The organism is Actinoalloteichus sp. GBA129-24 (assembly GCF_001941645.1).
GTDB classification, from domain to species: domain Bacteria; phylum Actinomycetota; class Actinomycetes; order Mycobacteriales; family Pseudonocardiaceae; genus Actinoalloteichus_A; species Actinoalloteichus_A fjordicus.
Window position 1 is genome coordinate 6,050,878 of record NZ_CP016077.1, and the last position, 23,220, is coordinate 6,074,097.

A 23,220-nucleotide genomic window follows, 5' to 3' on the forward strand; every position below is an offset into this window, starting at 1 on the left:
CTAGGCCGGGGAGCCGGGCCTCGGCGGACTGTCGCGGTCGGCGGCGCGGGTCGACCGTGCCTCGGCGGAGCCTGCGAGCCGGTCGAGCACCGGATCGAGTGCCCGGCCCAGCACGGCCGCTGCCTCGGCGAGGGAGGGACCGTGCCAGGTGAGGTGCCTGCCGGAGATCAACGCCACCGGCACGCCGGGAAAGGCCTCCGGGCCGTCCCCCGGGTGAAAGGCGTAGGGCTCGTCGGGCAACACCAGCAGATCGGCCGCGCCGTCTTCGAACAATCCGCGCAGTTCGGCGAGACTCGGTCTCGGATACCGCTCGGCGTCGGCGGGCGGGCCCGTGAGGGTGTCGCCGGGGTCGCAGGCGTTGGCCAGGCCCAGTCTGCGCAGCAGGTCGCCCGCGAACGTGTCGCGGCCGAGGACCACCCACGGCCTGCGCCACACCGGCACCACCACCCTGGCCCGGACCGGGGGCACCTGCTCCCAGTCCGACGCCGCCTGCCGCCACCAGGCAGGCAGTGTGACGTCGAACACCTCGACGAGCAGCCGACGCAGGGAGTCCAGTGCCTCGGGCACGGTCGCAGGCGCCGCCGTCACCCACACCGGGATGCCCTGCGCCCGCAGTTCCGCGACGTCCTGCGGCCTGCTCTCCTCGCCGTTGGCCAGCACCAGGTCCGGCGCCAGCTCGATCACCTGGGCCACGACCGGGTACTTCGAGCCGCCCACCCGGACCACGTCCAAGTCCGCCGGGTGCACGCAGTAGTCGGTGGCGCCGATCAGGGCGTCGGGTGCGACGGAGGCCACCGTCTCGGTCAGCGACGGGACCAGCGAGACCACTCGCCTCGGCGCGCTGGGCACCGAGACCGCGGCACCGAGATCGTCGCGGCGGATCACGACTCGGCGCTCCCCCGCACGCAGGCATTCCCCGACAGGTCGGGACTCGCCAGCTGCTCAGTGTCATGGGAGTCGTCGCCCGTCGAACCGGCGGCGGCGATGACCAGCCCGCGCATCGGGCCGCCGCGCCTGCCCGCTCCGTCCACAGAGCTCCCGGACGATGCGGCGTCCGCCGAACCCCGCCGGGCCGCCTCGGTCGAGCCCGCCACGGCCGGTCCCTCGGCGGCCCCGGGCGAACTCTGCGAACCGGCCTCCACAGCCTCGAAACGAACCTGCCGGGTCGTCGGGTCGGCGGCGGCCAGCCGCACCCGGAGCCGTCCGCCCGGTGGCAGGCCGACCTCATACCGGGCCAGCACTGGCGGGTCCGTGATGAAGAGCTCACTGCCGGTGTCCCCGGAGCGCACCACCGTCGCCTCGAACTCCTGACCGACCCGCGAGGCCAGCACCCAGGCCTCACTCTGGCTCACGCAGGCCCGTTCCACCCGGCCCGCGAGCTGGTCCGAGGCGCCCATCAGCGATGGCAGCCTCGGCAGCGCGGCAAGCGCCCACTCGGCGGGTTCGACGCCGGCTTGAGCCGCGAGACAGATCTCGGTGCCGAAGCGGTCCACCAGCCGCCGCAGCGGCGCGGTCACGTGGGCGTAGGGAGCGCCGATGCCTGCGTGACCGTTGTTCGCCGGGGCACCGGAGTCGAAGGCCGTATAGCCCGCACCACGCAGCAGCCGGGTCGCGTCCATGTACAACGCCATGGACTCGGGTCTGGTGGGGTCGAGCCCGGCCAGCAGCTGGGCGGGCCCGGTGTCGGCGGGCCACGCCACACCCAGCGCCCGCGCGCCGGCGCGCAGCCGGTCCACGGCCGGGGCGTCGGGATCGGGCAGGGTTCGCAGCACACCGATCCCCGCTTCCAACATCATCTCCGCCGCGACCATGCCGGTGAGCAGCGATATCTCGGCGTTGAAGTCGTCGATCTCGGAACGCCGTCGAATGGCGGGACGCCAGCCGCCTGCGCCGTCGGAGACGACCTGTTGATCGGGCAGTTCCAGCTCGATGGCGCCTCGCCGCAGCGCGAGGGCACGGCGCAGCCTGCCCAGTTCCGGGAGCAGGGCGATCGAGGGGTGCGGCGTGCCTGCCGCCAGTGAGGCGGCCACGGTGTCGAAGTCGAGGCAGGCCACCGAACGCACCAGCGCCCGGCAGACCGAGGCCGTTTCGACTTCGCCTTCGGCATCGAGGTCCATCGTCCACAGCACGGCGGGTCGGACCCGGTCGGGCAGCAGGCTGGCGACGTCCTCCGACAGCACCGGCGGATGCATGGGGATCACGCCGTCGGGCAGGTAGAGGGTCTGTCCGCGTCGGCGGACCTCGGCATCGAGCAGTCCGTCGGGCACGACGAACGCGCCGAGGTCGGCGATCGCGTAATGCACGCGATAACCACGCCGCCGCCGCTCGATGTACATGATCTGGTCGAGGTCCTTGGCGCCGGGCGGATCGATGGAGGCCAGCGGGAGGTCGGTGGCGTCGCGGCGCGGACCGACGGCCAGATCCCGGCCGACCGCCTGTTCGGCTTCGACGAGCACGCCGGCTGGAAACCCCGAAGGCAGGCCGAACTCGGCACGCACCTGGGTGAAGTCCTGGCCTGCGGCTGTGCTGCGGCTCGTCCTGGCGGGCACGGTCTTCGACCCTACTGGGAATTCGCCGCTGAACACACCAGGTTCTTCCCTGACTTCGCACCGTGATGGAATCATCAAGGGTAGTCACCGCTAGTCACGGTTGATCACGCAATGGACATCCCTCTGCCGCGAGGAGCCTCCGGTGCACACCCCCCTCGGCCCGCCGTCCGATGACGCCGTCAACCCGACTCACGACCCGGCCCAGCCCGCCCCGATGCCTTCGTCCCGCGAAGCGGCCGCCCCACGCCGCGCCGCAGGCCCCGCCGATCCCGACCGGGACGACGACGTGCTCGCCACCGAGGCCGCCCGCCGGGCGGACCGGGCCGACGCCCGTGCCGAGACTCCGGCCGGGAATCCCGGCGCAGGCAGTGCCACGCCAGGACGCCCCGCCGTCGACATCCGAGGCGGTGACACGCCGGGGCGCGGCCCCGTGATCGCAGGCCCGGTGGTCGCGGGCGTGGTCACCGACGCCGCAATCCCCGAATCTATGACCATCGACACGGTGAGCGCCGATGGCGGGCGCCGAAGCACGCCCGCCGGGCCGTCCGCAGCCGCAACGGCCCCCGCCCCCGCGATCGTCGACTCGACCGGGACCGCCGTCGCGACGGAGCCCGACAGCGTGGGAACCAGGATCACCGTCGGTGGCGCCGAATCCGCGACCACTCCGACATCCGCATCCGCATCCGCATCCGCATCAGACTCGACATCGACACCCGCGCCGACACCGACAACCTCGGCACCCGAAGCCGCAGGCGTCGGGACCGGAGCCGGGACCGGCACCGCCACGGCAGGCACCGCGACCTCCGCCGCCGACGAGACCACGACCACCGCGAGGCAGGCCCGGCCCGAGAGCGGTCCCGACGCCCCGCCCGTCGGCCGCCCCGACTCCGTCAGCGAGGCGGCCGCAGCCAGGACCGCCGCAAGCGGGCAGGCCCAGCGCCCCGACGGCCGAGCCGCAGCCGACCGAGCCGCCGAGCACCGGACCGCCGATCGCCGGGCTGCCGGGGAGACGACCGACGACATCGCCGCCCAGCGCCCCGCCACTCGTCGGGAACCCCGCGTGGGCGGCCCGTCGACGTCCGCAGGCTCGTCCGAGTCTCGTCGCCCGCTGCCGCCGCCGCTGCCGACCGGCGGCAGCGCCTCGGTCCCGCGAAGCCGCGTCGATCTGAGCGCCTGGCTCGGCGCGCTGTTGAGTCTGCCGTGGACGCTGAGCAGCCTCGGTCTGCTGCTGGTCATCGGCTCGCTGCTCGGCGATCACGTGTGGGCGCCGCTGAGCTGGCTCACTCCGGTGGTGTGGCTGCTCTCCGCCTCGGTGATCTTCCTGCCCGGCTGTGAGAGCCTGCTGGCCCGGGTCTCCTTGAACTCCCGGCCGCCGACCGAGGGCGAGCGCCGCATCCTCGAGCCGGTCTGGGATTCGGTCCTGGACGACGTGGTGGCCGATCCGCGCCGCTTCCAGCTGTGGGTTCAGGACGTGCCGGAGTTGAACGCCGCCGCGGCGGGCGGGCGGATCGTCATCGTCACCAAGGGGGCGCTGCAGCTGCCGCCGCACACCCTCGCCGCCGTGCTGGCCCATGAGCTCGGTCACCACCTCGGCGGCCACTCGCTGGTCCTGCGCCTGCACGGCTGGTACTCGATTCCGATCCGGCTGTTTCTCGGTCTGACCGTGGCGCTGGCCCGGCTGGTCGGCGCGATCGGCAACGCGATCACCAGGACCGGCAGCGCGGTGGGCATGGCGATCGGCCTGATCGCGCTCGTCGCGGGCCTCGCGTTCGCGGTCTACCTCAGTCCGATTCTGCTGCTGGTGCCGGTGGCCTCGGTGCTGCTTGCCGCCGCGAGCCGGCTGAGCGAGATCCGTGCCGACCGGATGGCCGCGCAGCTCGGCTACGGCCCCGCGCTGATCGAGGTGCTGACCCGGTGGATGCGCGACGGCCATGCGGCCAATCGCACCCCGCCCGGCCTGCGGGCCAGGCTCTTCGCCTCACATCCCTCACACAGTCGACGAATTCGGAAGCTGGAGGACTATCTCGGGCGAGGTCCGGCCCGCTGATCACCGAGCTGCGGGCCGTCCGGCGTGGGCGGCATGTCGGTCGGCCCGCCCACGGGGCACGCGACGGCACCGGAGACGACAGCCGAGGAGAAGGACGTCACCCGCATCGCGGCGGTGCGGACGGTCAGTCCTCGTCGTCGTCCTCGTCACGCCAGGCCCGGTCCTGCTCGTCGGCCTCCTCGGTCCGGGCTTTCGCGATGGCCAGGGCATTCGAGGCCGTCGTGGCATCGGGGTAGGGACCGAGCCGGTCCAGGGATCGACACCCCGAACCGTGCTCGACCTTGCCGTGCTTCAGGCAGTAGTACCAACCAGCGGGATCGACCACTCCCCGAGCGTGGCACGTCCGACCGCCGCTGTCATCCGCGTGGGCGCACGCGCCCCGGCCCCGGCCGCCCGGTCGACCTCGCACGGGCGGCCCCGGAGCACAGGAGCGTCGACGGACCGAGGCCGACCCACACCGGTCGCGAGAGCGTCCGCCCTCGATGCCATGCCCCGAGCTGCCGAACCGACTCGGCCGGAGTCGCTGCGGCGCGCATACCGGGAGGTCCCGACCGGACGAGGAGCAGGGCGAGCTGCACAGCCGCTCGGGAGCACCCGGCCCGGCGAACAACCCGCCGCGTACCCGGCTTCGAGCCAGCCGGACGGGCGTCACGCGGAGCCGTTGGCCTTCGCCGCAGGCTGTCGGACGAGCGGGTCCAGACAGGACACCAGGACCGTCCGGTCCTCCGGGTCCTCGATCCGTCTGCCGTTGCGCTCCCGATAGACCAGTTCGCCCTTAGTGTCGATCTCCACCAGGCAGCCGACCTCGGCCAGTTGCTCCTCGTCGAGGTCGATCAGTCGTTCACTGCGCGAGGGCACCACCCGGTACACCGGCCACGGCAGGTGACCGTGGGCCTGATGGAACTCCGCGAGCAGGTGGACGAGCTGCTGCTGCCAGGGAAGCGGCATCGACTCCACCAGGTTTCGAGGCAGCACCGCGTACGTCGCGTCCACGCCCGCCCGACCATGGGCCTGTGCGCCCGACAGGTAGTCCCGCAACGGGGAACTCGACGCGGGAGGACCTGCGTGTCTGGGGATCGGCTCTGGCGAGAACATGCTCCTCCTCGGGTCGTGCTGTCAGTCAGGTCAGCTGGGTGGCGGGCCCTGGGCGGATCGCGGTCGGAATCAACTTGCCGCCGTCCCAGAGCGGCGCTCGTTGGACCACGTCACCCGGCTGAGGGGCATGCACCACCTCGTTGTTGCCGAGGTACAACGCGACGTGGTCGACCGCTCGCGGACTGCGTCCGGCCCCCCAGAAGATCAAATCACCTGGGAGCGCCTCGTCAAGAGGCACCGGCGTGCCCGCTCCGAGGAACTGGTCCTGGGATACTCGCGGGATCGTGACGCCTGCCGCCTCCCAGGCCCGCAGCGTCAGCCCCGAGCAGTCGAAGGTGCCCGGCCCGGTCGCGCCCCAGACGTAGGGCTTGCCGATCTGATCCAGCGCGAAGTCGATGGCCAGCGCGGCCCGCTCGTCGGCGGGCGGCAGGTCTTGACAGTCGTTGATGTCGGTGACTCCGCCGAGTTCGGAGATCAGGAAGACAGCCATCGACTCCCAGCGGTGGTACCGGTCGGGGAAGGCCGACCGCTCCACCGCCTGCGCGGCGTCGCCCGGCCGCATCTCCTCCCAGCCCGGCACGCTGAGCAGGACGTCGTAGAACTTGTTGATCTGATAGACGGGGTCCTGCAACTGCGCAGGCGTGCCCCAGCCCATCGAGGGCCGCATCTGGAAGATCCCCAGCGAGTCCCGGTCGCCGTAGTCCAGGTTGTGCAGGTTCGACTCCGTCTTGCCCGCCTGAATGGCGATCTGCCAGGCCCTGGGCGACTCCTCGCGTTCCTGTCCGATGCCGATGATCTGCCCGGTGATCTCCAGCGACTCGTCGTCGAGCGTGGCGGCGTCGCGCTCCCCGAGATCGGCGTCCTCACCGCCCCACAGGCCGTGCTGCGGCACGCAGTAGCTGTAGGTGTCGGCATAGGCCGTCCCGCCGGTCACGACCGTGCTGACGCCGCCGTAGACGAGGAAGGCGATGAAGGCCGTCGCCCCGAGGAAGCCGAAGAGCATCAGTTTGCGCATCAGGCACTCACCTGGTTGTAGGCCGACACACGCCACTGCTCTTCGCGGACGATCAGGGTCAGCTCAAGCGGCTCGGTGTTGGTCGGCAACAGGACGGTCAGGGTCGAGTCGCCGGCGTCCAGCAGCTCGGGGTCGCCGATGATCTCGTCGAAGGGAATGTTCCTCGGGTCGACGGAACTCATCACCGCCAGCCGTTCCTCCGTCGTGAACGGGGCGAGCCGGGCCAGCCACTCCTCGGTGTCGGCCGCCTCCTCGTGGCTCAGCCAGGCGGCGCCCCATTCGCGCGCCACCTCGATGCCCTGCTCCTCCGGCGGGGGCGGCAGGGCGGGCTCGGTGAGGTCGATCGAGGGCGGAGCGGCGTCCTCCCACTCCGTCGTGGGGGTCGCCGTCGAGTCGCCGAGGCCCGGCTGGCCGTCGCCGATCGTCGCGTCCGTCCCGTCGGTGTCCCGACTCACCGGGGTCGACGCCGGATCACCGGCCCGCGGCGACTCGGCCTGGGGCTGCTCGGGAAGCAGGATGCCCATGCCGGTGACCAGCAGGGCCAACAGGACGATGGTGAAGACCAGATGCCGGGGCGAACGCATCGGCCAGCCCCAGAGCCTGCGATACACCGCGGCCCTGCCTCGATTGGTGCGGATCGGCACGGTCGCTCCTCACTGACTCACCGGACATCGCCGCCTTCTCGGACCTCCAGGCCGCGAGAAGGCCGATACACCACGAACACGGGTCTGCCCTGGACGACCTCCATCTCCGCCCGACGCGGCGAGGCGACGGGACCGCGACCGGGCACGCCCGGCTCGGACGACATCCGCGAGGGCAGCACGACGGCGTCCTCCTCCCTGCGGTCCCATCCGCCGCTGACCGGCGAGGTGTCCACCACCCGGCTGCTGCGGGGCGGCATCCCGCCCGCCGCCGCACGGTCGGCGGTCGAGGCACGAGGCGGAGAGCCGCCTGCGGCATAGGGCGCCGCGCCGCCGACGCCCGGCGGCAACGCCGGTGCCCCGTCGGATCTGCCTGCGGGCAGTGCCTCCGCCGAGGCCGATCCGATGCCGGTGTTCGCCGTCACGGTGGTCCGGTCCATCCGCTCAGCGGTCACGGTGGCCGGGTTCGCCGCCTCCGGCCGGATGCGCTGCCTGCCTCGGGTGGGGGCGGTCGAATCGTCCTCATCGGACTCACGGACCTGATCCCAGAACTCGTCCTGCGGGGTGCGCTGCTTCTCGCCGCGCTTGCGGAAGAGCCCCGGCGGCCCCTTGGGCAGACTGCCGCCCACGGCACCCGCCGAGAGCTCGACCATCTGCCACATGCGACGGAAGGGTTTGACGATCATGAAGAGCACGACGGTGATCAGGATGGCCAGCAGCATCTGCGCCAGCAGCGAGAGCCCGCTGGCCGAGTTGAACAGCCAGGTCAGGATCAGCGTGTGCACACCGGCCAGCGCCGAGACCACCACGACGTTGAGCAGTGCGGCACCCACCGCGCGGCCCACTCGCCGCAGCACCTCGTGCTGGATCATCGCGATCAGGCCGATGATCGGACCGGCCAGGATCAGCACCCGCAGCAGCACCTGGGCCAGCAGGATCGCCGCCTTGGCGAGGAGCTGGAACAACGCGTAGGCGAAGCCCTGGATCATCGCGAGGAAGCCCGCGCCCATCCGGCTGCCGTCGACGCCCTGGAAGTAGCCGTAGGAGCTGCCCATCTGGTCGGCGATGGCGTGGAACGCGGCCTGCTTCTCGTCGGGGGCCTCGGCGTCGAGCCCCGCCGCGACCTCCTCCTTCGTCCAGGCCTGCGCGAGCACCAGGTCTCGGCCGAGTGCCTCGGCCTGCGGCGCGTCGGTGGCGCCGAACTCGCCGCGCAGCCAGTTGTCGTAGACGACCCGTTCGTGCAGCAGTTCGGGTAGCGCGTTGCGCTCGTCGACGTCGACCTCCTCCAGGAAGCCCGCCTGCACGGCCGAGGTTCCGGTGATGAGGATGTCGTCGAGCAGGTTCGTATAGATCAACGGCGTCAGATAGGTGGCTGCGGCCAGCCAGATCGCCGCCAACGCCCACATGCCTCGTCTGCTGATCCCGGCCAGGTCGCCGCGCCAGATCTGCCGGAACATCAGGATGCCGAGGACGATGGCGAGGATGCCGAAGAGCGGGGTGTACACGGTGTCGTAGAGGGCGTTGGTCCCGGTGGTGATCAGACCGTCCAACGGGCCCATCAGGTCGCCGTCGAGCAGCGCGTAGTGCAGGCCGTTGGTGGCGCTGACCAGGTTCTTGCCGACGTTGAACAGCTGGTTCCCCGCCCAGGTGTCGATCAGGGCGTTCGGGTTGCGCATACCCTCCGGCCCGCAGCCGAGGTCGTAGGTGTGCCACACCAGCCCCGCATAGCCGACCTCGTCGTAGACGCTGCCCGGCTGGCCGGTGCCCATCGGGGCCGGGTCGAAGGCGCCGACCATGCCCGCACCGGGCCGTTCGGGGTTGGGCGCCACGCGACACCCGTCGTTCTGCGCGTTCGCAGGTGCGCCGAGGATGATCTGGGCGCCCAGCACCGCGACCACCACGGCCAGTGCGCGACGACGAGCCCGCCCGGCAGGCCGGGTGAGGCCCGACTCGGCCCTTCGGCGGGCGGCACGTCGCCGCAGCGCTCGGAATCCTGCCGCCAGGAGCAGCAGGACCCCGACCAGCAGCAGCGTCGTGATCATGCCGAGTCGTCCCTGCCTGGGTCACGGCTGCGGTCCGCGCCGCCGCGGGCCATGCCGTTCACTCCCACCTCGTCGAGCTCCCTCGGCTCGATCTCCCTGGCGTCGATCTCCCTGGCGTCGATCTCCCTGGGATCGATCTCCCTCGGATCGAGGTCGGCGTCCAGGATCGGGTCGAGGGCGACCTCGTCGCGCCCCTCGGCACGATCGGTCGGCCGTTCCCTCGGCACGCCGCCCCGTGCGGTCGACCTCGGGTCGGCCGCCCCGGTGGGGGTGGTGTCCAGCGCGGAGCGCAGGTGGCCGAGATGCGGGCCGGAGAAGTCGATGCGGATGCGTTCCACTCCGCCCGCTCCGTCCCCGAAGATGAACTGGCGGGGCGCCATGTCCCGCTCGGTCGAGGCGCGGTGGCCGGTGGGCCTGCGCCCGAGGCTGGCCACGACCTGCTCGTAGCCCGCGCCGACCGGGACCTTGAGCAGCCGCAGCGCGTCGGCCTGGGCGTCCTCGTCGTCCACCCGGCCGATGAAGACCGAGTCCAGCAGCGACACGAAGCCCTGCATCTTGAGGAAGTCGCCGGGAACCTGGCTGGAGAGCAGGACTCGGACGTTCCACTTCCGGGAGTCACGGGCGAACCGGTTCATCAGGACGCGACCGGTGGGCACCTCGGAGAGGAAGAACGCCTCGTCGATCCAGACGCCCTTGCGCTCGTCCTTGGGCCGTTCGTAGATCGACCGCTGGGTCAACCAGGCCGCGAGATTGAGCAGCTCGACGCCCAGCGACTCGGCGTCGGTCCAGTGCTCCCGCCCGATCCCGTCCTTGGGCATGGTCAGACCCGCCATCGTGAGCACCGTGAGACGGTCGTCTCGCTGATGTGAGTACGGGTCGGCGTCGTCCTCCGGGATGAGCAGCGACATGCGCTCGCGGAGTTCGTCGAGGAAGTCGGCGACGACCACGGCGTGCTCGCGATGCTCGCTGGCATCGCGGCGCAGCGCCTCGAACACGAGACCGGGATGGGCGTCGGGCCTGCCACCGATGGTGCGGACCGCGCGCAGCAGGACGATGCGGGTCTGCGCCAGCCGGGACACCTCGTAGGGCAGGAGTCCGGTGAGGACGTCCAGCACCAGCCGCCGCCGGGTGGCCGCCGACAGGGCACGCTCGCGCCGCCAGGCCCGTTCCGGGTCCTCCTCGTCCATGAAGTGCTCGAGCTGCGGCTCGGCCACCACCCGGTACGGATTGAGGATGCCCGGCTCGGCGTTGAGCAGGTTGATCGGCCGGGCATAGGGCCGCAGCTCCGGCAGCTCGCAGAGGGACGCGAGCGGACCGGACGGGTCGAGCAGCGTCCAGTTCGCCCCGGCCCGCAGCGTCTTGTAGACGATGCCGCCGCCCAGGAACGACTTTCCGCCGCCCAGCCCGGCCACCATCGCCGTCAGTCCGGAGGCGTCGCGGACCTCCTGGGCCATCCAGGGGTCCCAGGCCACCGGTCGCCGAGTGGCGGTGCAGGTCTCGCCGAGCAGGATGCCGCGCCGGTCGCCGACGTCGGCGGTGGCGGCGGGCACCGAGGAGGCGGCCCAGACGACCGAGCCCCGACGCTGATACGCCCCGGAGGCCAGCGGCTCGCCGGGGATGAACTCGCGAGCCATGCCGTACTGGGCCTCGGGGTGCTCGATGGCGACCTTCGGCTTGTACAGCTCCAGCATCTGCTGGGCCAGGCGCAGCGCCTCGCGCTCGGTGGAACCGGCCACGGCCAGCCGCCACCAGGACCGCACGCGCGTGGCCAGCGCGGTGAAGCCGGTGGTCATCTCGTCGTCGATCTCCAGCACCCTGGAGGCCTGCCTGGACAGCGACTGCGGCGGCTCCAGCTCGTGCTCGTCGGTGTAGTGCCGGACCTGCGAACGCACCTTGTTCATCTGACGTTGCAGCTCGCCCGCGACCTCTTCCGGTCTGCGCACGTAGATCCGCGCCGACCACTCCACCGGGGCGGGCAGGCGGTCGGCACGCTGCATCCACGGGTCGTCGACCTCGGGGATGCGCAGTCCGTGCATCATGCCGACGGTCAGCACCGCGACGTGTCGGGTCATGCCCGCGTTGGAGCCCGTGCGGCCTCGGACGGTGACGGTCGGGGCGTACGGGTCCTGGTGGAGGTCGGCCGCGTCGGTGAACGACGCCAGGTCCTCCGGTTCCCAGGTGTCCGACGGCACGGCGGGCATGTTGCGCGGGGAGGGCAGCCCCAGCGAGCACGACCGGTGCATCAACCAGGACATCTCGTCGGCGGTGACCGGCCTGCCCTCGAGCCCGGCCGAGCCCATCACCTGGTCCAGGTGCTCGATCTCGCTGTCGAGCGCGAGCAGCTCGGCGTCAACGGCCTCGGGGAAGATGCGGCGCAGCAGGGGCGCGGCGCGTTCCACGGCCCGGTCCATCACGTTGCGGGTCTGGACCTGGACGCCGAGATAGACCTCCTTCTCCGCCATCGAACGGCCCATGAGCTGCTGCTGCTCGCCGACCATGTAGTCGTCGAAGGTCATGGCGCCCTGGGTGTCGGGCAGCCTGCGCACGGCGTTGTGCACGTGCGCCTCGGCCCACATCCGGATCGGATACGGCCGGGTGGTGGCCCGCAGGTGCAGCCAACGGCCCTGGAGTTCGGCGTACTGACCCCCGATCGCGTGGATCAGGTCTTGGCGCTGGGCGTCGGAGCGGAAGGACCAGCGCTGCGGCGCCAGTCGGTACCAGGCGTAGACGTCCTGGCTGGTGCGCAGCAGGTGTCCGTCGATGCTGCGCGCCAGGATCGACGGGGTGTAGGTGGGGATCGACTGCTCGCCGGGGAGCCTGCGATCCCGCCGCTTCTTGGCCGCCTTGCCGCCGCGAGGCTCGCCTGCGTACGGCTCAGTGTAGCGGCGAGACGCGGCGGAGCCCCGTCCGGACTTGCTGCCCCGGGAGCGTTTCCGGGGCTCCGGCTCCCTATCGCCTCGGCGCCCGGACACGGCGGACCTCCTTGTTCTTCTTGCGAGCAGAGCCGCGGGACGGACCTCGGCCCGCAGGTCGCCTGCCGGACCTGCCGGACCGCCTCGGCCGAGGTCGCTGAGGGTGCACCCGGATCCGGTCGGCGCTCACGGCGCCGCCCCTGGCCGAGTTGGTCTGTCGGGGTGCGGTCAGCTCGCGCACCCACATCGCCAGTACCGAGGCGAACGGCCGCTCGTGGCTGATCCGCGAGCAGATGAAGGTGGTGAGGGCGACGGTGATGACGACGGCCCACGCGGTGGAGAAGAAGTCGAAGCCGATGCCCATCTGCCGTTCGACGGTGAGCACGACCAGCAGGACGAGGACCCCGATCCCCCAGGCGACGTAGCGAGCCCGCCACGGGAAGGTCGCCTTGGGCGGACCGAGCCAGACTGCATCGACCCGATAGACCTCGTCATCGGTGCGGATTCGCACGTCCGATCACCCGCCGAACAGGCTGGCGAGCCAGGTGCCGATGTTGATGCCGCCGCCCGTCACGGCCAGACCGATCACCGCCAAGGCGATGAAGATGCCGCCGACCCGGCGCATCACACCCGCGTTGTCACCTCGCCCGGCGCCGAGCCAGAGCAACAGGATCGCCACGGTCAGCAGAAGCAGGGGCAGGACGTTGTCGAGCATCCAGTCCTGGATGCCACCGGTGCCGAGGGCGCCCTGCGCCAGGGTGTACACAGCCGTCGCGGTCATCGCTTACTCCCGAGGATGAGGAGCGTGGTCATCGGGCCGAAGCAGGGTGCTGCGGCCCCGTGGGGCACCTTCGAGTACAGCATGCCCGGCGGGCAAGGTGCACTGACAAGGGTGCCAGGTCTCGACGCAAAGACGATCCCTTCGTCCTCGGCTTCGCCTTCTCCAGCGCCACCCATCATCATGGCGAAGTCCGGGGTCGTGAATAGCCGCACCCTGTTTCTCCCAACTGCCGAGAAGGTTCACCCGCTTGCGCCCAATATGGTTACACAAAGTGATCGTTAGCGGCCGTGAAAATCCCTCGTCGCACGTTTCCACACCCTCACTTCACACGGCAGGTCCGAGGGGATCGGCCGCGCGTCGGAGCCGACTCGACGATGCGCGGGATTCGCGGCGCCTCGCTGAACTGCGAGAACGTGATCAGGGACGACAGGGCGGAACCTTCGCGGACGTGGCGGGTGACGAGGAGACGACCGCACGATCCACGTGGCCGCCGGGCAGAGGCTACCGAGAGCGATCTTGTGCGCAATCGCCGGGCATCGGTCACTGTTGGTACCGCTGGACTTCGTCCGCCGCGCGCGGCTCGACGTCGTCCGCCCCGCTCCCCGTCGCCGCCTGCACCCGGCGACGCCGCAGCAGATCCCAACATTGATCCAGGGCGGATTCCACGCGACGCAGTCGATCGGTCTCGTCGGCGCGGCCGACACGGCCGGATTCCCGTTCTTGTCGAAGCGCGTGTTCCTCGTCGACCAATTCCCGGATTCGCAGCAGGATTTCCTCTTCCTTCATCTTCTGCTCCCTCTGGTCGTTCTCGGGTCGGCAGGCCGCACGACTCGATCAGCACTGCAACACCGTGCTTCCTCGCCCGCAAGTCGAGGAGTGCCGGGCGGCCGCCGCGCCACTCGTGACCCGAGGAGAATCGTCGGTCGCGGACGCCGCAGTGCCCGGCGGGCCAGCATCGATGCGCCGGGCAGGCGGACAGCGGGGCAGGTTCGGGAGATTTCGCGTGCGACTCTCACGATTCCGGGGGTCATTGCCTGTGCGGCACGAGCTACGTGCGCTGCGGATCATCCCCATACCGCGCGAGGCGGCATCGCTTCAACCGGACGCGGCCGGGCGGCGGCAGGCTCGGCCTCTCCGGCGGCGCAGCTCGATGAATCGATCCGGATTCGTGGCGTGCTCGTCACACCGAGTGCCGGGATTCGGCGGCGAAGGTCACCGAGACGGATCGAAGTGAACGGCCGAATCGGCATTCCGCCGTTCGCGCCGGATCGAAGGCGAACGGGGCAGCCGTCCGCGCGGCCGCTCGCAGGCGCGCTGCGAGCGGCGCCCACGAGGGAGCGGGCCTGCCCCGCCCCGGCGCCGGGCGAGCGGTCGTGACCGCGCCGAAACGCCGGAACGGAGTCGAGGTCAGTGATCGTCGACATGCCCGTCGTGGACGGCGTGCCGATGCCCGTCGTGGACGTAGTCGACGTGATCACCGTGTGGCACCGAGACGTGTCCACAGCCCTCGCCGTGCTGGTGGCTGTGTGCGGAGTGCTCGATGTGCATCGCGGGATCGCACTCGTCGAAGTGCCCGTCGTGCGTCCGGTGCAGGTGTCCGTCGTGCGCATAGTCGACGTGGTCGCCGTGGGGCACGGCGACGTGCCCGCAGCCCGTCCCGTGCTCGTGCTGGTGGCCGGGGTGCTCGACGTGGGCGGTAGTCATGATGAACGCACCTCACTTGTCCTCGTGTTCGCGGCGGCCGCCGTCGGGCCGGGCAGGAGTCGACCCGATGACGTCCCTCACACCTAACGCTAGCTGGCTATATAGTCACATGCGCATGTCTCACCCCAACGTGTGACGGGGCGTGAGTTCAGGCAGGCTGCGCACGACCGTGGTCCGAGGCGCGGGACTCTCCGTTGCCTGCGATCCGCGAATCTCGATCCTGCCCCGAGCGCAGCGGGGCGGGACTCGGACACGGACCCGACGAGCCTGATGTCGGCCGGTCGGCGCGACCAGGCAGACTCCCGCAGGTCGACGCGCCGGGCGACCGTCCGAGGACGAGCCGAGCAGGCAGGCGTCCCGTCGGGGGGAGCCGCCGCGCCACCGATGCATCAGGTCCGTGGCGGTCGCTGGTCGTCGCCACGGCGGCCCCGACCGAACCGCACCGTGCCGGACCACACCGCACCGCGCCGCGAGGGCGTCGCGGGGACGTCGAGTCGAGAGAATGCGAACCGCCCGCCCACGGCGCGGGAGGGGCGGGCGGGGGACGAGCCGGTCTCTAAGCCGGATTCTGTCGTCGAACCGCCTCGCGGCGACTCGACCGGCGACCATCCATCTAGGCCCGCCGTCGCCGACGGGCTCCAGCAGCCTACCCGCGAGCATCGGGCGGGCCGCCCTCGAACGCTCGCGCAGACGCCGTCACCGACGTCCTCTTGGCCTTGCTCCGGGTGGGGTTTACCTAGCCACCCCGGTCACCCGGGGTGCTGGTGGTCTCTTACACCACCGTTTCACCCTTACCCGACCGCGCCTGCAGGCACGGCCCGGCGGTCTGTTTTCTGTGGCACTGTCCCGCGGATCGCCCCGGGTTGCCGTTAGCAACCACCCTGCCCTGCGGAGTCCGGACTTTCCTCGACGAGGTCACCCCCGTCGCGGCCGCCCGACCGGCTCGTCCAACGGCCGATTCTAGTCCCCCGATCCCGGCTGTCCGACAAGGGAGTGGAGATCACGCCGCCGCCGGAGCGTCGGATCAGCTCAGATGGGAGATGTCGTTGACGAGTCGGACCGAGGCGTTGCCGTCCGGGTAGAACTCGGCGATCGAGAGCGAGGCCAGATCGAGGTGCAGCCGATAGAGCAGCGACGGGCCCGCGTCCAGAGCCATCCGCAGCAGCGCCTTGATCGGCGTCACATGGCTGACCACGATCACCGTCGCCGCGCCGTGCGTGCTGATCAGCTCGTCCCTGGCCCGCCGCACCCTGCGATGGACGACGTCGAAGCTCTCGCCGCCGGGCGGCCGCACCGAGGGATCGCGCAGCCAGCGGGCGTGCTCCTCGGGATCACGCTCGGCCGCCTCGGTGAAGGTCAGCCGCTCCCAGTCGCCGAAGTCGGTCTCGATCAGGCCGGGATGCGTCACCGGCTCGGCCGTCCCCAGGGCTGCGGCGATCGCCGATGCGGTCTGCCGAGTCCTCGCCAGCGGCGACGTCACCACCGCCGTGTTCGCGTCCACGCCGTCCAGCCCCGCGAGCCGCCGCGCCACCGCCGCCGCCTGGCTCGCACCGAACTCGGTGAGGTCGACGTCGCCTCGACCAGAGTAGCGCCGGTCCACCGAGAGGCTGGTCTGCCCGTGCCGGACCAGCAGCAGCTTGGTCGGCGTGCCGCTCGCGCCGTTCCACCCCGAGGGCCGCGACCTGGCCGCGCCGGTCGCCGTCGTCCCTGCGGCGCTGCCCGCGCCTGCCGAGACGGAACGCGCCGCCGGGGTCGCCGCACCCGCGCCGTCGGCAGGTGCACCGCCGCGTCCCCGGCCCGCACCGTTGGCCTGCTCGTCCATCGCCCGGTTGGCCAGGCGGTCGGCGTGGGCATTGCTCGCCCGAGGAATCCACTCGTACCGCACCGTGGAGAAGGCACCCGCGAGATCCCGGGCCTCACGCGCCAACGGCGCGAGCTGCGGGTGCTTGATCTTCCATCGCCCCGACATCTGCTCCACCACGAGCTTCGAGTCCATCCGCACCGCGACGGTCGACACGCCCAGTTCCGACGCCGCCCGCAGGCCCTCGATCAGCCCCCGGTACTCGGCCACGTTGTTGGTGGCGATGCCGAGGCCGCCTGCGCGCTCGGCGAGGACCTCGCCGCTGACGCGATCCTTGACGACCGCGCCGAAGCCCGCCGGGCCGGGGTTGCCGCGTGAGCCGCCGTCGGCCTCGACGATGACGTCGGCACTGCTCACAGGCCGGACTCCACCGTACGGACCAGGATCACGCCGCACTCGTCGCACCGCACGACCTCGCTGGGATCCGCGGCCTTCAACTTGCTGACGGCCACCCGGTCCAGCTCCAGCCTGCACGCGCCGCAGCGCCGAGCCCGCAGCAGCGCGGCGCCGTTGCCCTTCTGCGCACGAATCCGCTCGTACAGGGCGAGCAGATCGGCAGGCAGGCCGTTGGTCAACGTCGCCCGGCGCTCGGCGTGCCTGCTCTCCTGGGTGCCGAGGTCAGCGAGGAGCTCGTCACGGCGGCGGGTCACCACCGCCAACGCCTCCCGGCTCTCGGCGAGCCGGTCCTCGGCGAAGCGCACGTCGGTCTCGGCGGCCTCGGCCCGCTCCATCACCTCGAGGAGTTCGTCCTCCAGCACGCCCTGGCGGCGGGTCAGCGTGTCGAGTTCGTGCTGGAGGTCGACGACCTGCCGAGCGCCCACCGTCCCGGCGTCCAGCAGCTCCCGGTCCCGTTTGCCCCTGGCCCGGACCTGGTCGATCTCCTTCTCCTGCCTGGCCAGCTCCCGCCGAAGGTCGCTCAGCGCCGTCTCGGCAACCACCTGAGCGTCCTGCCTGGTCCGCACCGTGTCCTCGGACTCATCGATCTCGGCGTGCTCAGGCAGGTTGGTGCGGCTGTAGGCGACCCTGTTCAATTCGGTATCGACATCGGCCAGGTCGAGCAGCCTGCGCTGCGTGGCGGGATCGGCTTTCACGCGGGCGTCCTCCAGGTGTGCGGGCGCGCTGACGGTTCAGGGTCGCGAGCGATCGCCGGGCTCGTGGAGATTCCACGGGTCGGTTCGACGCTGCGAGACGTGGACTTCGACGGTACTCTGCGTCGCCGCGCGGATGACCCGGGCCGCCTGCGCGCACCATGGCCACTCCCCCGCCCAGTGCGCCACGTCCACCAGAGCGGGAGCCGCCCCACCGGGAACCGTCGCCATGGCGGCGTGCTCCCCGGCCGGATGGTGTCGGAGATCGCTGGTCACGTAGGCGTCGACGCCCAGAGCGGCGGCGGTGCTCAAGAACCCGTCGCCCGCGCCGCCGGACACCGCCACGCGGCGGATCGGACGATCGGGGTCCCCCGAGGCACGCACTCCCCAGGACGTGGTCGGCAGCGCGTCGGCGACCCGGCGGACGAAGCGGGCGAAGGGCTCGGGCTCCGCCAGCTCGCCGACCCGGCCGAGGCCGAGCAGCGGTGTCTCGGCGGTCGCGCTCCGGTGCGGGCGCAGCGCCGCCGTGACGGGCAGGCCGATCGCCTCGGCGAGGGCGTCGGACACTCCGGGCACGGCGGTGTCGGCGTTGGTGTGGGCGCAGTACAGTGCCACGCCGCCGAGGAGCATCCGATGGATCAACCGCCCCTTCGGCTGGTCGGCAGGCACTCCGTGAACGCCGCGCAGCAGCAGCGGGTGGTGGGCGACGATGAGCCCGACACCGCGTTCCAGCGCTTCGGAGACGGTGTCCTCGGTGGGGTCGACGCAGATCAGCACCCTGTCCACGGCGGAGGTCGGATCACCGCAGACCAGGCCGATCGCGTCCCAGTCCTCGGCGTACTCGGGCGGGTAGGCCCGCTCCAGCGCGGTGATGACGTCGGCGACGGTGGCGCTCACGGACGGTCCCCCTTCACGACATTCGCGTGTCGCGCAGCAGATCGGACAGGGCCGCGCACAGCAGGCGGGTCCGCTCGGCAGACCGCACCGCGACGCGAAGATGATCCTCGGTCAGTCCGGGAAAGGTATCGCACCGACGGACCGCGACTCCCCGCTGACGCAGGCCCCGGCGCACCCCGGCTCCGTCGGGCACCGTCAGAAGCAGGAACGGGGCCGAGGCAGGCTGGTGGACGCGTAACGCGGCGAAGACGGTCAGCTCCTCGATCATCTCCCGGCGACGGGCGGCGAGATCGCCTGCGGCGGCCTCGGCCTCGGCGACCGCCGCAGGCGAACAGCAGGCCTGGACCGCGACGTGGACCAGGCTCCCGACCGGCCAGTGCGGTCGACGCGCGGCCAGCCTGGCCACCAGTGCCGGCGCGGCCAGGGCGTAGCCCGCCCGCAGCCCGGCCAGCGCCCAGGTCTTCGTGAGGCTGCGCACCACCACGAGCCCGGGGACCTCGCCGTCGCCTGCGAGTGACTCGGCCTCGCCGGGCACGACGTCGATGAAGGCCTCGTCCACCACCAGGGTCCGCCCAGGACGGGCCAGCGAGCGGACGACCTCCGCCGGATGCAGCACCGAGGTGGGGTTCGTCGGATTCCCCAGCACGACGAGATCGGCGTCGGCCGGGACGAGTTCCGGCCGGAGGCGGTAGCCGTCGGCGGCGGAGAGCACGACCCTGCTGATCGGCACCCCCGCCTGACGAAGCGCCAGCTCGGGCTCGGTGAAGGAGGGGTGCACGACGGCGGCGTGCCGGGGCCGCAGTTCAGGGAGCAGTGCGAAGCACTCGGCGGCGCCGTTCAGCACCAGCACCTCTTCCGGCGGCCTGCCGTGTCGCGCGGCGACGGCGGACCGGGTGGCGGCGTCCTCGGCGGGCGAGGGGTAGCGGCCGAGGTCGGCAAGGCCCGCGGCGAGTCGGTCCCGTAACCAGCGCGGCGGCGCGTCGAGCCGGACGTTGACGGCGAAGTCCAGCAGGCCCGCCGTCGCCTCGACGTCGCCGTGATGGCGCAGCGCGGCGAGGCCGGGCTCGGGGTCGGACCGGTGCCCGACGGGGAGGGGCCTGTCGACCGATGGCGCCCCGCTGCCGTGGTCGGCCCGATCGCGCTCGCGGGCCGGGGCGGCCGCCGGTGGGCGAGCGGCGGCCGCCGGGGACGGCAAGCCGTGCCCGACCGCCGGACCGTGGTGCCGATCGCCGCTGCTCATCGGCGGGAGTCTAGGCACTCGCCGCCCGGAGGTGCCGCCATCGAAGCTGTGGTGCGCACGACAGAACGCCGGGGTGGCGCGGCGCAGGAGAGCCGGGGGCTCGACGGCGCGGCTCGGCACGTCGCCCGCGCAGACCGGAGGAGCGGCCCGATGCCGCGAGCCGTTCAGGCCGTCTCGAGGGGCGGTCCGACGCCGCCGCTGTGCGGTCTTGCGGCGGGACGGCCCGGCGCTGCCTGTGCAGTGCAGGCACCCGTGCGGAACAGCGATGGATCGACGGCGATGGGCAGCGCGGGACCGAGTCGCCTGCCCGCGCCCGAGAACCGGGAACGCGCTCACGGTCATCGGGGCGGACACGGGCTCACCGCCGATCCGCCACGAGACGGGCTCGTACCTCCATCAGCGCGAAGCCGAGCAGATTGAGCCCCGGCCACCGCGACGGCCGGGTGGCCGCGTCGTCCTGCGCGGCCAGGCCGATGCCCCACACGGCGTCGAGCGGGCTCGCCTCCACGAGAATCCGGCTGCCGGTGGAGCGCAGGAACACGGCGGCCTGCTGCTGGGCGGTGAACTTCGCGAGGTTGCCTGCGACGACGATCTGCTCGCGGTGGGCGTCCCACTGCTCGGCGTCGAAGGCCCGGACCTGGCGTCCGAGCCGTTTGGCCTCGCCGGGATGACCCGCGGCCATGATCTGCTCGGCGACGACGTCATCGCCGAACAGCCGTGCCTTACGTTCCATCATGTAGTGCTCGGCCGTCGGATAGCGGCGCCCGTCGGCGGCGAAGTCGCCGAACCACCACTGGCTGAGGCACTCCGCTCGCACGTCGCCGTCCGCCCGTCGGAGGCCGTTCCAGAAGAAGACGAACCGCAGATTCTCGTCTGCCGACTCCCGCCGACGCAGCTCGGCGATCCTCGGGTCCACTCGCGCGGGTCGTGCCTCGGTCATGATCGACGACGCTAGGACACGCGGGGCATCGGCCGCGAGCGATTTCGACCGGCCTCCGCCGGGGGCGGTTGCGGCCCGCACCCGCCGCGACCACCGCCGGGCGACGTGGCGGGCGCCGGGAGCCTCGCGGTGCCAGCAACGCCGTGACGTACCGTGAGTCCGTGCGCTACCGGTTCCTGCTGCAGCCGGGATGGATCACCATGACCGTCGCCGTCCTGGTGTTCGCAGCCATCTCCGTCTTCATGCTCTCGCCATGGCAACTCGGTCGTCACGACGACAAGCTGGCCCAGAACGAGGCGATCGAGCGATCCCAGAGCAGCGAGGCCGTGCCGCTCGACACGATCGTGCCGCCCGACGCCGCGCCCGGCGAGGACGCGGTGTGGCAGCAGGTCGCCGTCGAGGGCCGGTATCTCCCCGAAGGGGAGACGGTGGCCCGGCTCCGCTCGGTGCACGGCGAGCCCGCCTACGAGGTGTTGACGCCGTTCGCCCTGACCGACGGCACCACGGTCCTGATCAACCGAGGCTTCGTCCGTCCCGATGACGAAGGCCGAGTGCCCGACGTCCCCGGGGCGCCCACCGAGTCCACCAGCCTGACCGCCCGCGTGCGGCTGGACGAGAACGACACTCGCAGGCGGGCGGCCTTCGAGGAGGACGGCAGGCTGCACGTCTACGCGGTCAACTCCGGCACCGTCTCCGAGGCGGTCGACATCCCGCTGCGGGCCGGTTACCTCCAGCTGACCGCCGACCAGCCCGGCGGCCTCGGCGCGCTGCCGCTGCCGAGGCTGAACTCCGGGCTCAACCTCGCCTACGGACTTCAGTGGGTCGCGTTCGGTGCGATGGCCCTCGGCGCGCTGATCTTCTTCATCTGGCGGGAGGCCCATCCCAAGCCGGAGGCGGGATCGGCGACCACCGACGAGACGGCGGAGCCGCCCGAGGGAAGCCGGACGTCGACCCGGTCAGCGCTGCGTGCCGCCGCGTCGGAGCGCCCCTCGGCGACGCGGACGACGACGGAGACCCTGGCCGACCGCTACGGCGGTCGCCGCTGACAGCACGCCCGCGACGGCGCCGATCACCCGGGACAGCTCCACGCCCCGCGTGACGTCGCCCGCGTCGGGCGTCCGGCCGTCGCCGAGCATGGGACGTTCCTCGGCGCCGTGGTGATAGACGGTCCGACCGCCCAGCCGTACTTCGAGTGCCCCGGCGAAGGCGGCCTCCACCTGGCCCGCGTTGGGGCTGGGATGCGCGGTCGCGTCCCGACGCCAGGTGCGCCACGCGCCCTGCGCCGAACCCCCGACGACCGGAGCGCAGAGGCTGGTCAGCATCGCGGTGGCCCGGGAGGGCACCAGGTTGGCCAGGTCGTCGAGCCGCGCCGAGGCCCAGCCGAACTGGCGGTAGCGCGGTGATCGGTGGCCCACCATGGCGTCGAGGGTGTTGATCGCGCGGTAGCCCAGCAGGCCGGGCACTCCCGCGACGGCACCCCAGAACAGCGGGGCCACCACGGCGTCGGAGGTGTTCTCCGCGATGGACTCCACCGAGGCCCTGGCCAGGCCGGGGCCGTCCAGCGAACCGGGATGCCTGCCGCAGAGCCTCGGCAGCGACTCACGGGCCTCGGCCAGCTCACCGGAGTCCAGCGCGCGTGCCATCGTGGTGCCCTCCTCCGCGAGCGAGGCGCCGCCGAGGACCACCCAGGTGGCCAGCGCGGTGGTGGCGGCCTCGGCCACCGGACTCAGCCTGCCCAGCCGTCGGGCGGCCAGGCCGACGGCCACGCCCCCGCCGACGAGCACGCCGGTGAAGACCACGCCGGACGACCGTCGATCGCGATAGATCCGACGCTCCAGCGCGCCTGCGACCCGGCCGAAGCCCGCCACCGGATGTCCTCGTCGTGGGTCACCGAAGGCCGCGTCCGCAGCCACGCCCAACAGCAGACCGACCGCGCGACCCGCGTTCACTGTTGCCCCCTCGTTCGTCTCGTCCACTGCCTCGTCATGCCGTCGACGACTCCGCTCGATCGCTGATCACGCTGTGCCGCCGCCAGTCCGGAAGCCCCCGAATCGGGGACGCCCGTTCTTGTGATCGAGCGGTCGACCTCCGTGCGGCCGTCCGCCCGGATCAACGATGATCATCGTGCCCCCTCGGGCGGCGGTCGACGGTGCCACCCGTCTGCGGGGTCCAGCCCGGTCGGCGCGACTGCTCGACCTCGCCCGTACAGGGTCCCAGACCGGCCGGTGGCCCCGTCATCGATCGGGCGAAACAGTCGACGCCGACCTGTCCCGGCGACTCCCGTCCAGAGTCTCCGACACGGCGCACCGACGTCTCCTCGGCGGGGTCGCCATGCACCGCAGCCCCGCAGGCAGACCGGTTCTTCTCGAGCGGACCGCCGTTCGTCCGCGCGGCCCACCACTCACTCC

At 72.0% G+C, this 23,220-nt stretch carries 19 protein-coding genes, 1 other RNA gene and 1 pseudogene; 2 read left to right on the forward strand and 19 right to left on the reverse strand.

Annotated elements, in window-relative coordinates; all coding sequences use genetic code 11:
• Together UA75_RS25910 and UA75_RS25915 are read right to left on the reverse strand one after the other, a co-directional pair.
• Positions 1 to 885: a helical backbone metal receptor gene (locus tag UA75_RS25910; RefSeq protein ID WP_075742478.1), complete on the reverse strand. Its 885-nt coding sequence runs from the start codon at positions 883 to 885 to the stop codon at positions 1 to 3.
• Positions 886 to 1,145: 260 nt separating this feature from the next.
• Positions 1,146 to 2,549, reverse strand: a pseudogene (locus UA75_RS25915) (RNB domain-containing ribonuclease); the annotation flags it as partial.
• Between the two features lie 142 nt (positions 2,550 to 2,691).
• On the opposite strand from UA75_RS25915, the gene UA75_RS32195 reads away from it, so the two are divergent.
• Positions 2,692 to 4,596 carry a M48 family metalloprotease gene (locus UA75_RS32195; protein WP_083690911.1) on the forward strand — a complete coding sequence of 635 codons (1,905 nt, stop codon included), beginning with the start codon at positions 2,692 to 2,694 and terminating at the stop codon, positions 4,594 to 4,596.
• A 124-nt stretch (positions 4,597 to 4,720) separates the two neighbouring features.
• On the opposite strand, the gene UA75_RS25925 is transcribed toward UA75_RS32195, so the two are convergent.
• The 16 genes from UA75_RS25925 to UA75_RS26000 all read right to left on the reverse strand — a co-directional run bounded on the left by UA75_RS25925 (position 4,721) and on the right by UA75_RS26000 (position 20,812).
• The gene (locus UA75_RS25925) at positions 4,721 to 4,921 is read right to left on the reverse strand and encodes a hypothetical protein (protein WP_075742480.1); all 201 of its coding nucleotides are present in this window, start codon (positions 4,919 to 4,921) and stop codon (positions 4,721 to 4,723) included.
• 323 nt (positions 4,922 to 5,244) lie between these two features.
• A complete protein-coding gene (locus UA75_RS25930; RefSeq protein WP_075742481.1) occupies positions 5,245 to 5,691 on the reverse strand; it encodes a hypothetical protein in 447 nt (148 codons plus the stop codon).
• A gap of 25 nt (positions 5,692 to 5,716) precedes the next feature.
• On the reverse strand, positions 5,717 to 6,706 hold the full coding sequence (locus UA75_RS25935) for a C40 family peptidase (RefSeq protein ID WP_075742482.1): 990 nt from the start codon (positions 6,704 to 6,706) through the stop codon (positions 5,717 to 5,719).
• Positions 6,706 to 7,350 carry a hypothetical protein gene (locus UA75_RS25940; protein WP_075742483.1) on the reverse strand — a complete coding sequence of 215 codons (645 nt, stop codon included), beginning with the start codon at positions 7,348 to 7,350 and terminating at the stop codon, positions 6,706 to 6,708. Before UA75_RS25940 ends, UA75_RS25935 begins: the two co-directional genes overlap by 1 nt.
• A 17-nt stretch (positions 7,351 to 7,367) precedes the next feature.
• Entirely contained in the window at positions 7,368 to 9,389 is a 2,022-nt protein-coding gene (locus UA75_RS25945) for a hypothetical protein (RefSeq protein WP_083683622.1), read from the reverse strand.
• Complete coding sequence (locus UA75_RS25950) at positions 9,386 to 12,187, reverse strand: ATP-binding protein (protein WP_232251248.1); 2,802 nt, start codon at positions 12,185 to 12,187, stop codon at positions 9,386 to 9,388. Before UA75_RS25950 ends, UA75_RS25945 begins: the two co-directional genes overlap by 4 nt.
• Positions 12,188 to 12,338: 151 nt before the next feature.
• Complete coding sequence (locus tag UA75_RS25955) at positions 12,339 to 12,812, reverse strand: hypothetical protein (protein ID WP_075742484.1); 474 nt, start codon at positions 12,810 to 12,812, stop codon at positions 12,339 to 12,341.
• Positions 12,813 to 12,818: 6 nt separating this feature from the next.
• Positions 12,819 to 13,082: a hypothetical protein gene (locus UA75_RS25960; RefSeq protein WP_075742485.1), complete on the reverse strand. Its 264-nt coding sequence runs from the start codon at positions 13,080 to 13,082 to the stop codon at positions 12,819 to 12,821.
• Between the two features lie 540 nt (positions 13,083 to 13,622).
• Positions 13,623 to 13,868, reverse strand: a complete 246-nt coding sequence (locus UA75_RS25965) for a DUF2630 family protein (protein ID WP_075742486.1) — start codon at positions 13,866 to 13,868, stop codon at positions 13,623 to 13,625.
• Between the two features lie 621 nt (positions 13,869 to 14,489).
• Positions 14,490 to 14,786 (reverse strand): hypothetical protein, encoded by a 297-nt coding sequence (locus UA75_RS25970; protein ID WP_075742487.1) that lies wholly within the window; start codon positions 14,784 to 14,786, stop codon positions 14,490 to 14,492.
• Positions 14,787 to 15,327: 541 nt separating this feature from the next.
• Positions 15,328 to 15,732, reverse strand: an RNA gene (rnpB, locus tag UA75_RS25975) — RNase P RNA component class A.
• Between the two features lie 78 nt (positions 15,733 to 15,810).
• Positions 15,811 to 17,004 carry a bifunctional RNase H/acid phosphatase gene (locus tag UA75_RS25980; RefSeq protein WP_075742488.1) on the reverse strand — a complete coding sequence of 398 codons (1,194 nt, stop codon included), beginning with the start codon at positions 17,002 to 17,004 and terminating at the stop codon, positions 15,811 to 15,813.
• Positions 17,001 to 17,738: a zinc ribbon domain-containing protein gene (locus UA75_RS25985; protein WP_075742489.1), complete on the reverse strand. Its 738-nt coding sequence runs from the start codon at positions 17,736 to 17,738 to the stop codon at positions 17,001 to 17,003. Before UA75_RS25985 ends, UA75_RS25980 begins: the two co-directional genes overlap by 4 nt.
• 36 nt (positions 17,739 to 17,774) lie before the next feature.
• A complete protein-coding gene (locus UA75_RS25990) occupies positions 17,775 to 18,632 on the reverse strand; it encodes a Nif3-like dinuclear metal center hexameric protein (protein WP_075742490.1) in 858 nt (285 codons plus the stop codon).
• A gap of 13 nt (positions 18,633 to 18,645) precedes the next feature.
• Positions 18,646 to 19,872 carry an Rv2231c family pyridoxal phosphate-dependent protein CobC gene (gene cobC / locus UA75_RS25995; RefSeq protein ID WP_083683627.1) on the reverse strand — a complete coding sequence of 409 codons (1,227 nt, stop codon included), beginning with the start codon at positions 19,870 to 19,872 and terminating at the stop codon, positions 18,646 to 18,648.
• A 358-nt stretch (positions 19,873 to 20,230) separates the two neighbouring features.
• Entirely contained in the window at positions 20,231 to 20,812 is a 582-nt protein-coding gene (locus UA75_RS26000) for an NADAR family protein (RefSeq protein WP_075742491.1), read from the reverse strand.
• A gap of 161 nt (positions 20,813 to 20,973) precedes the next feature.
• Here UA75_RS26000 and UA75_RS26005 point away from each other — a divergent pair, with 161 nt between their 5' ends.
• Positions 20,974 to 21,858, forward strand: a complete 885-nt coding sequence (locus UA75_RS26005; RefSeq protein ID WP_083684156.1) for an SURF1 family protein — start codon at positions 20,974 to 20,976, stop codon at positions 21,856 to 21,858.
• On the opposite strand, the gene UA75_RS26010 is transcribed toward UA75_RS26005, so the two are convergent.
• Positions 21,769 to 22,761, reverse strand: coding sequence for a cobalamin biosynthesis protein (locus tag UA75_RS26010; protein ID WP_075744223.1), 993 nt, complete (start codon positions 22,759 to 22,761; stop codon positions 21,769 to 21,771). The genes UA75_RS26005 and UA75_RS26010 overlap by 90 nt on opposite strands.
• Positions 22,762 to 23,220: the final 459 nt, after the last annotated feature.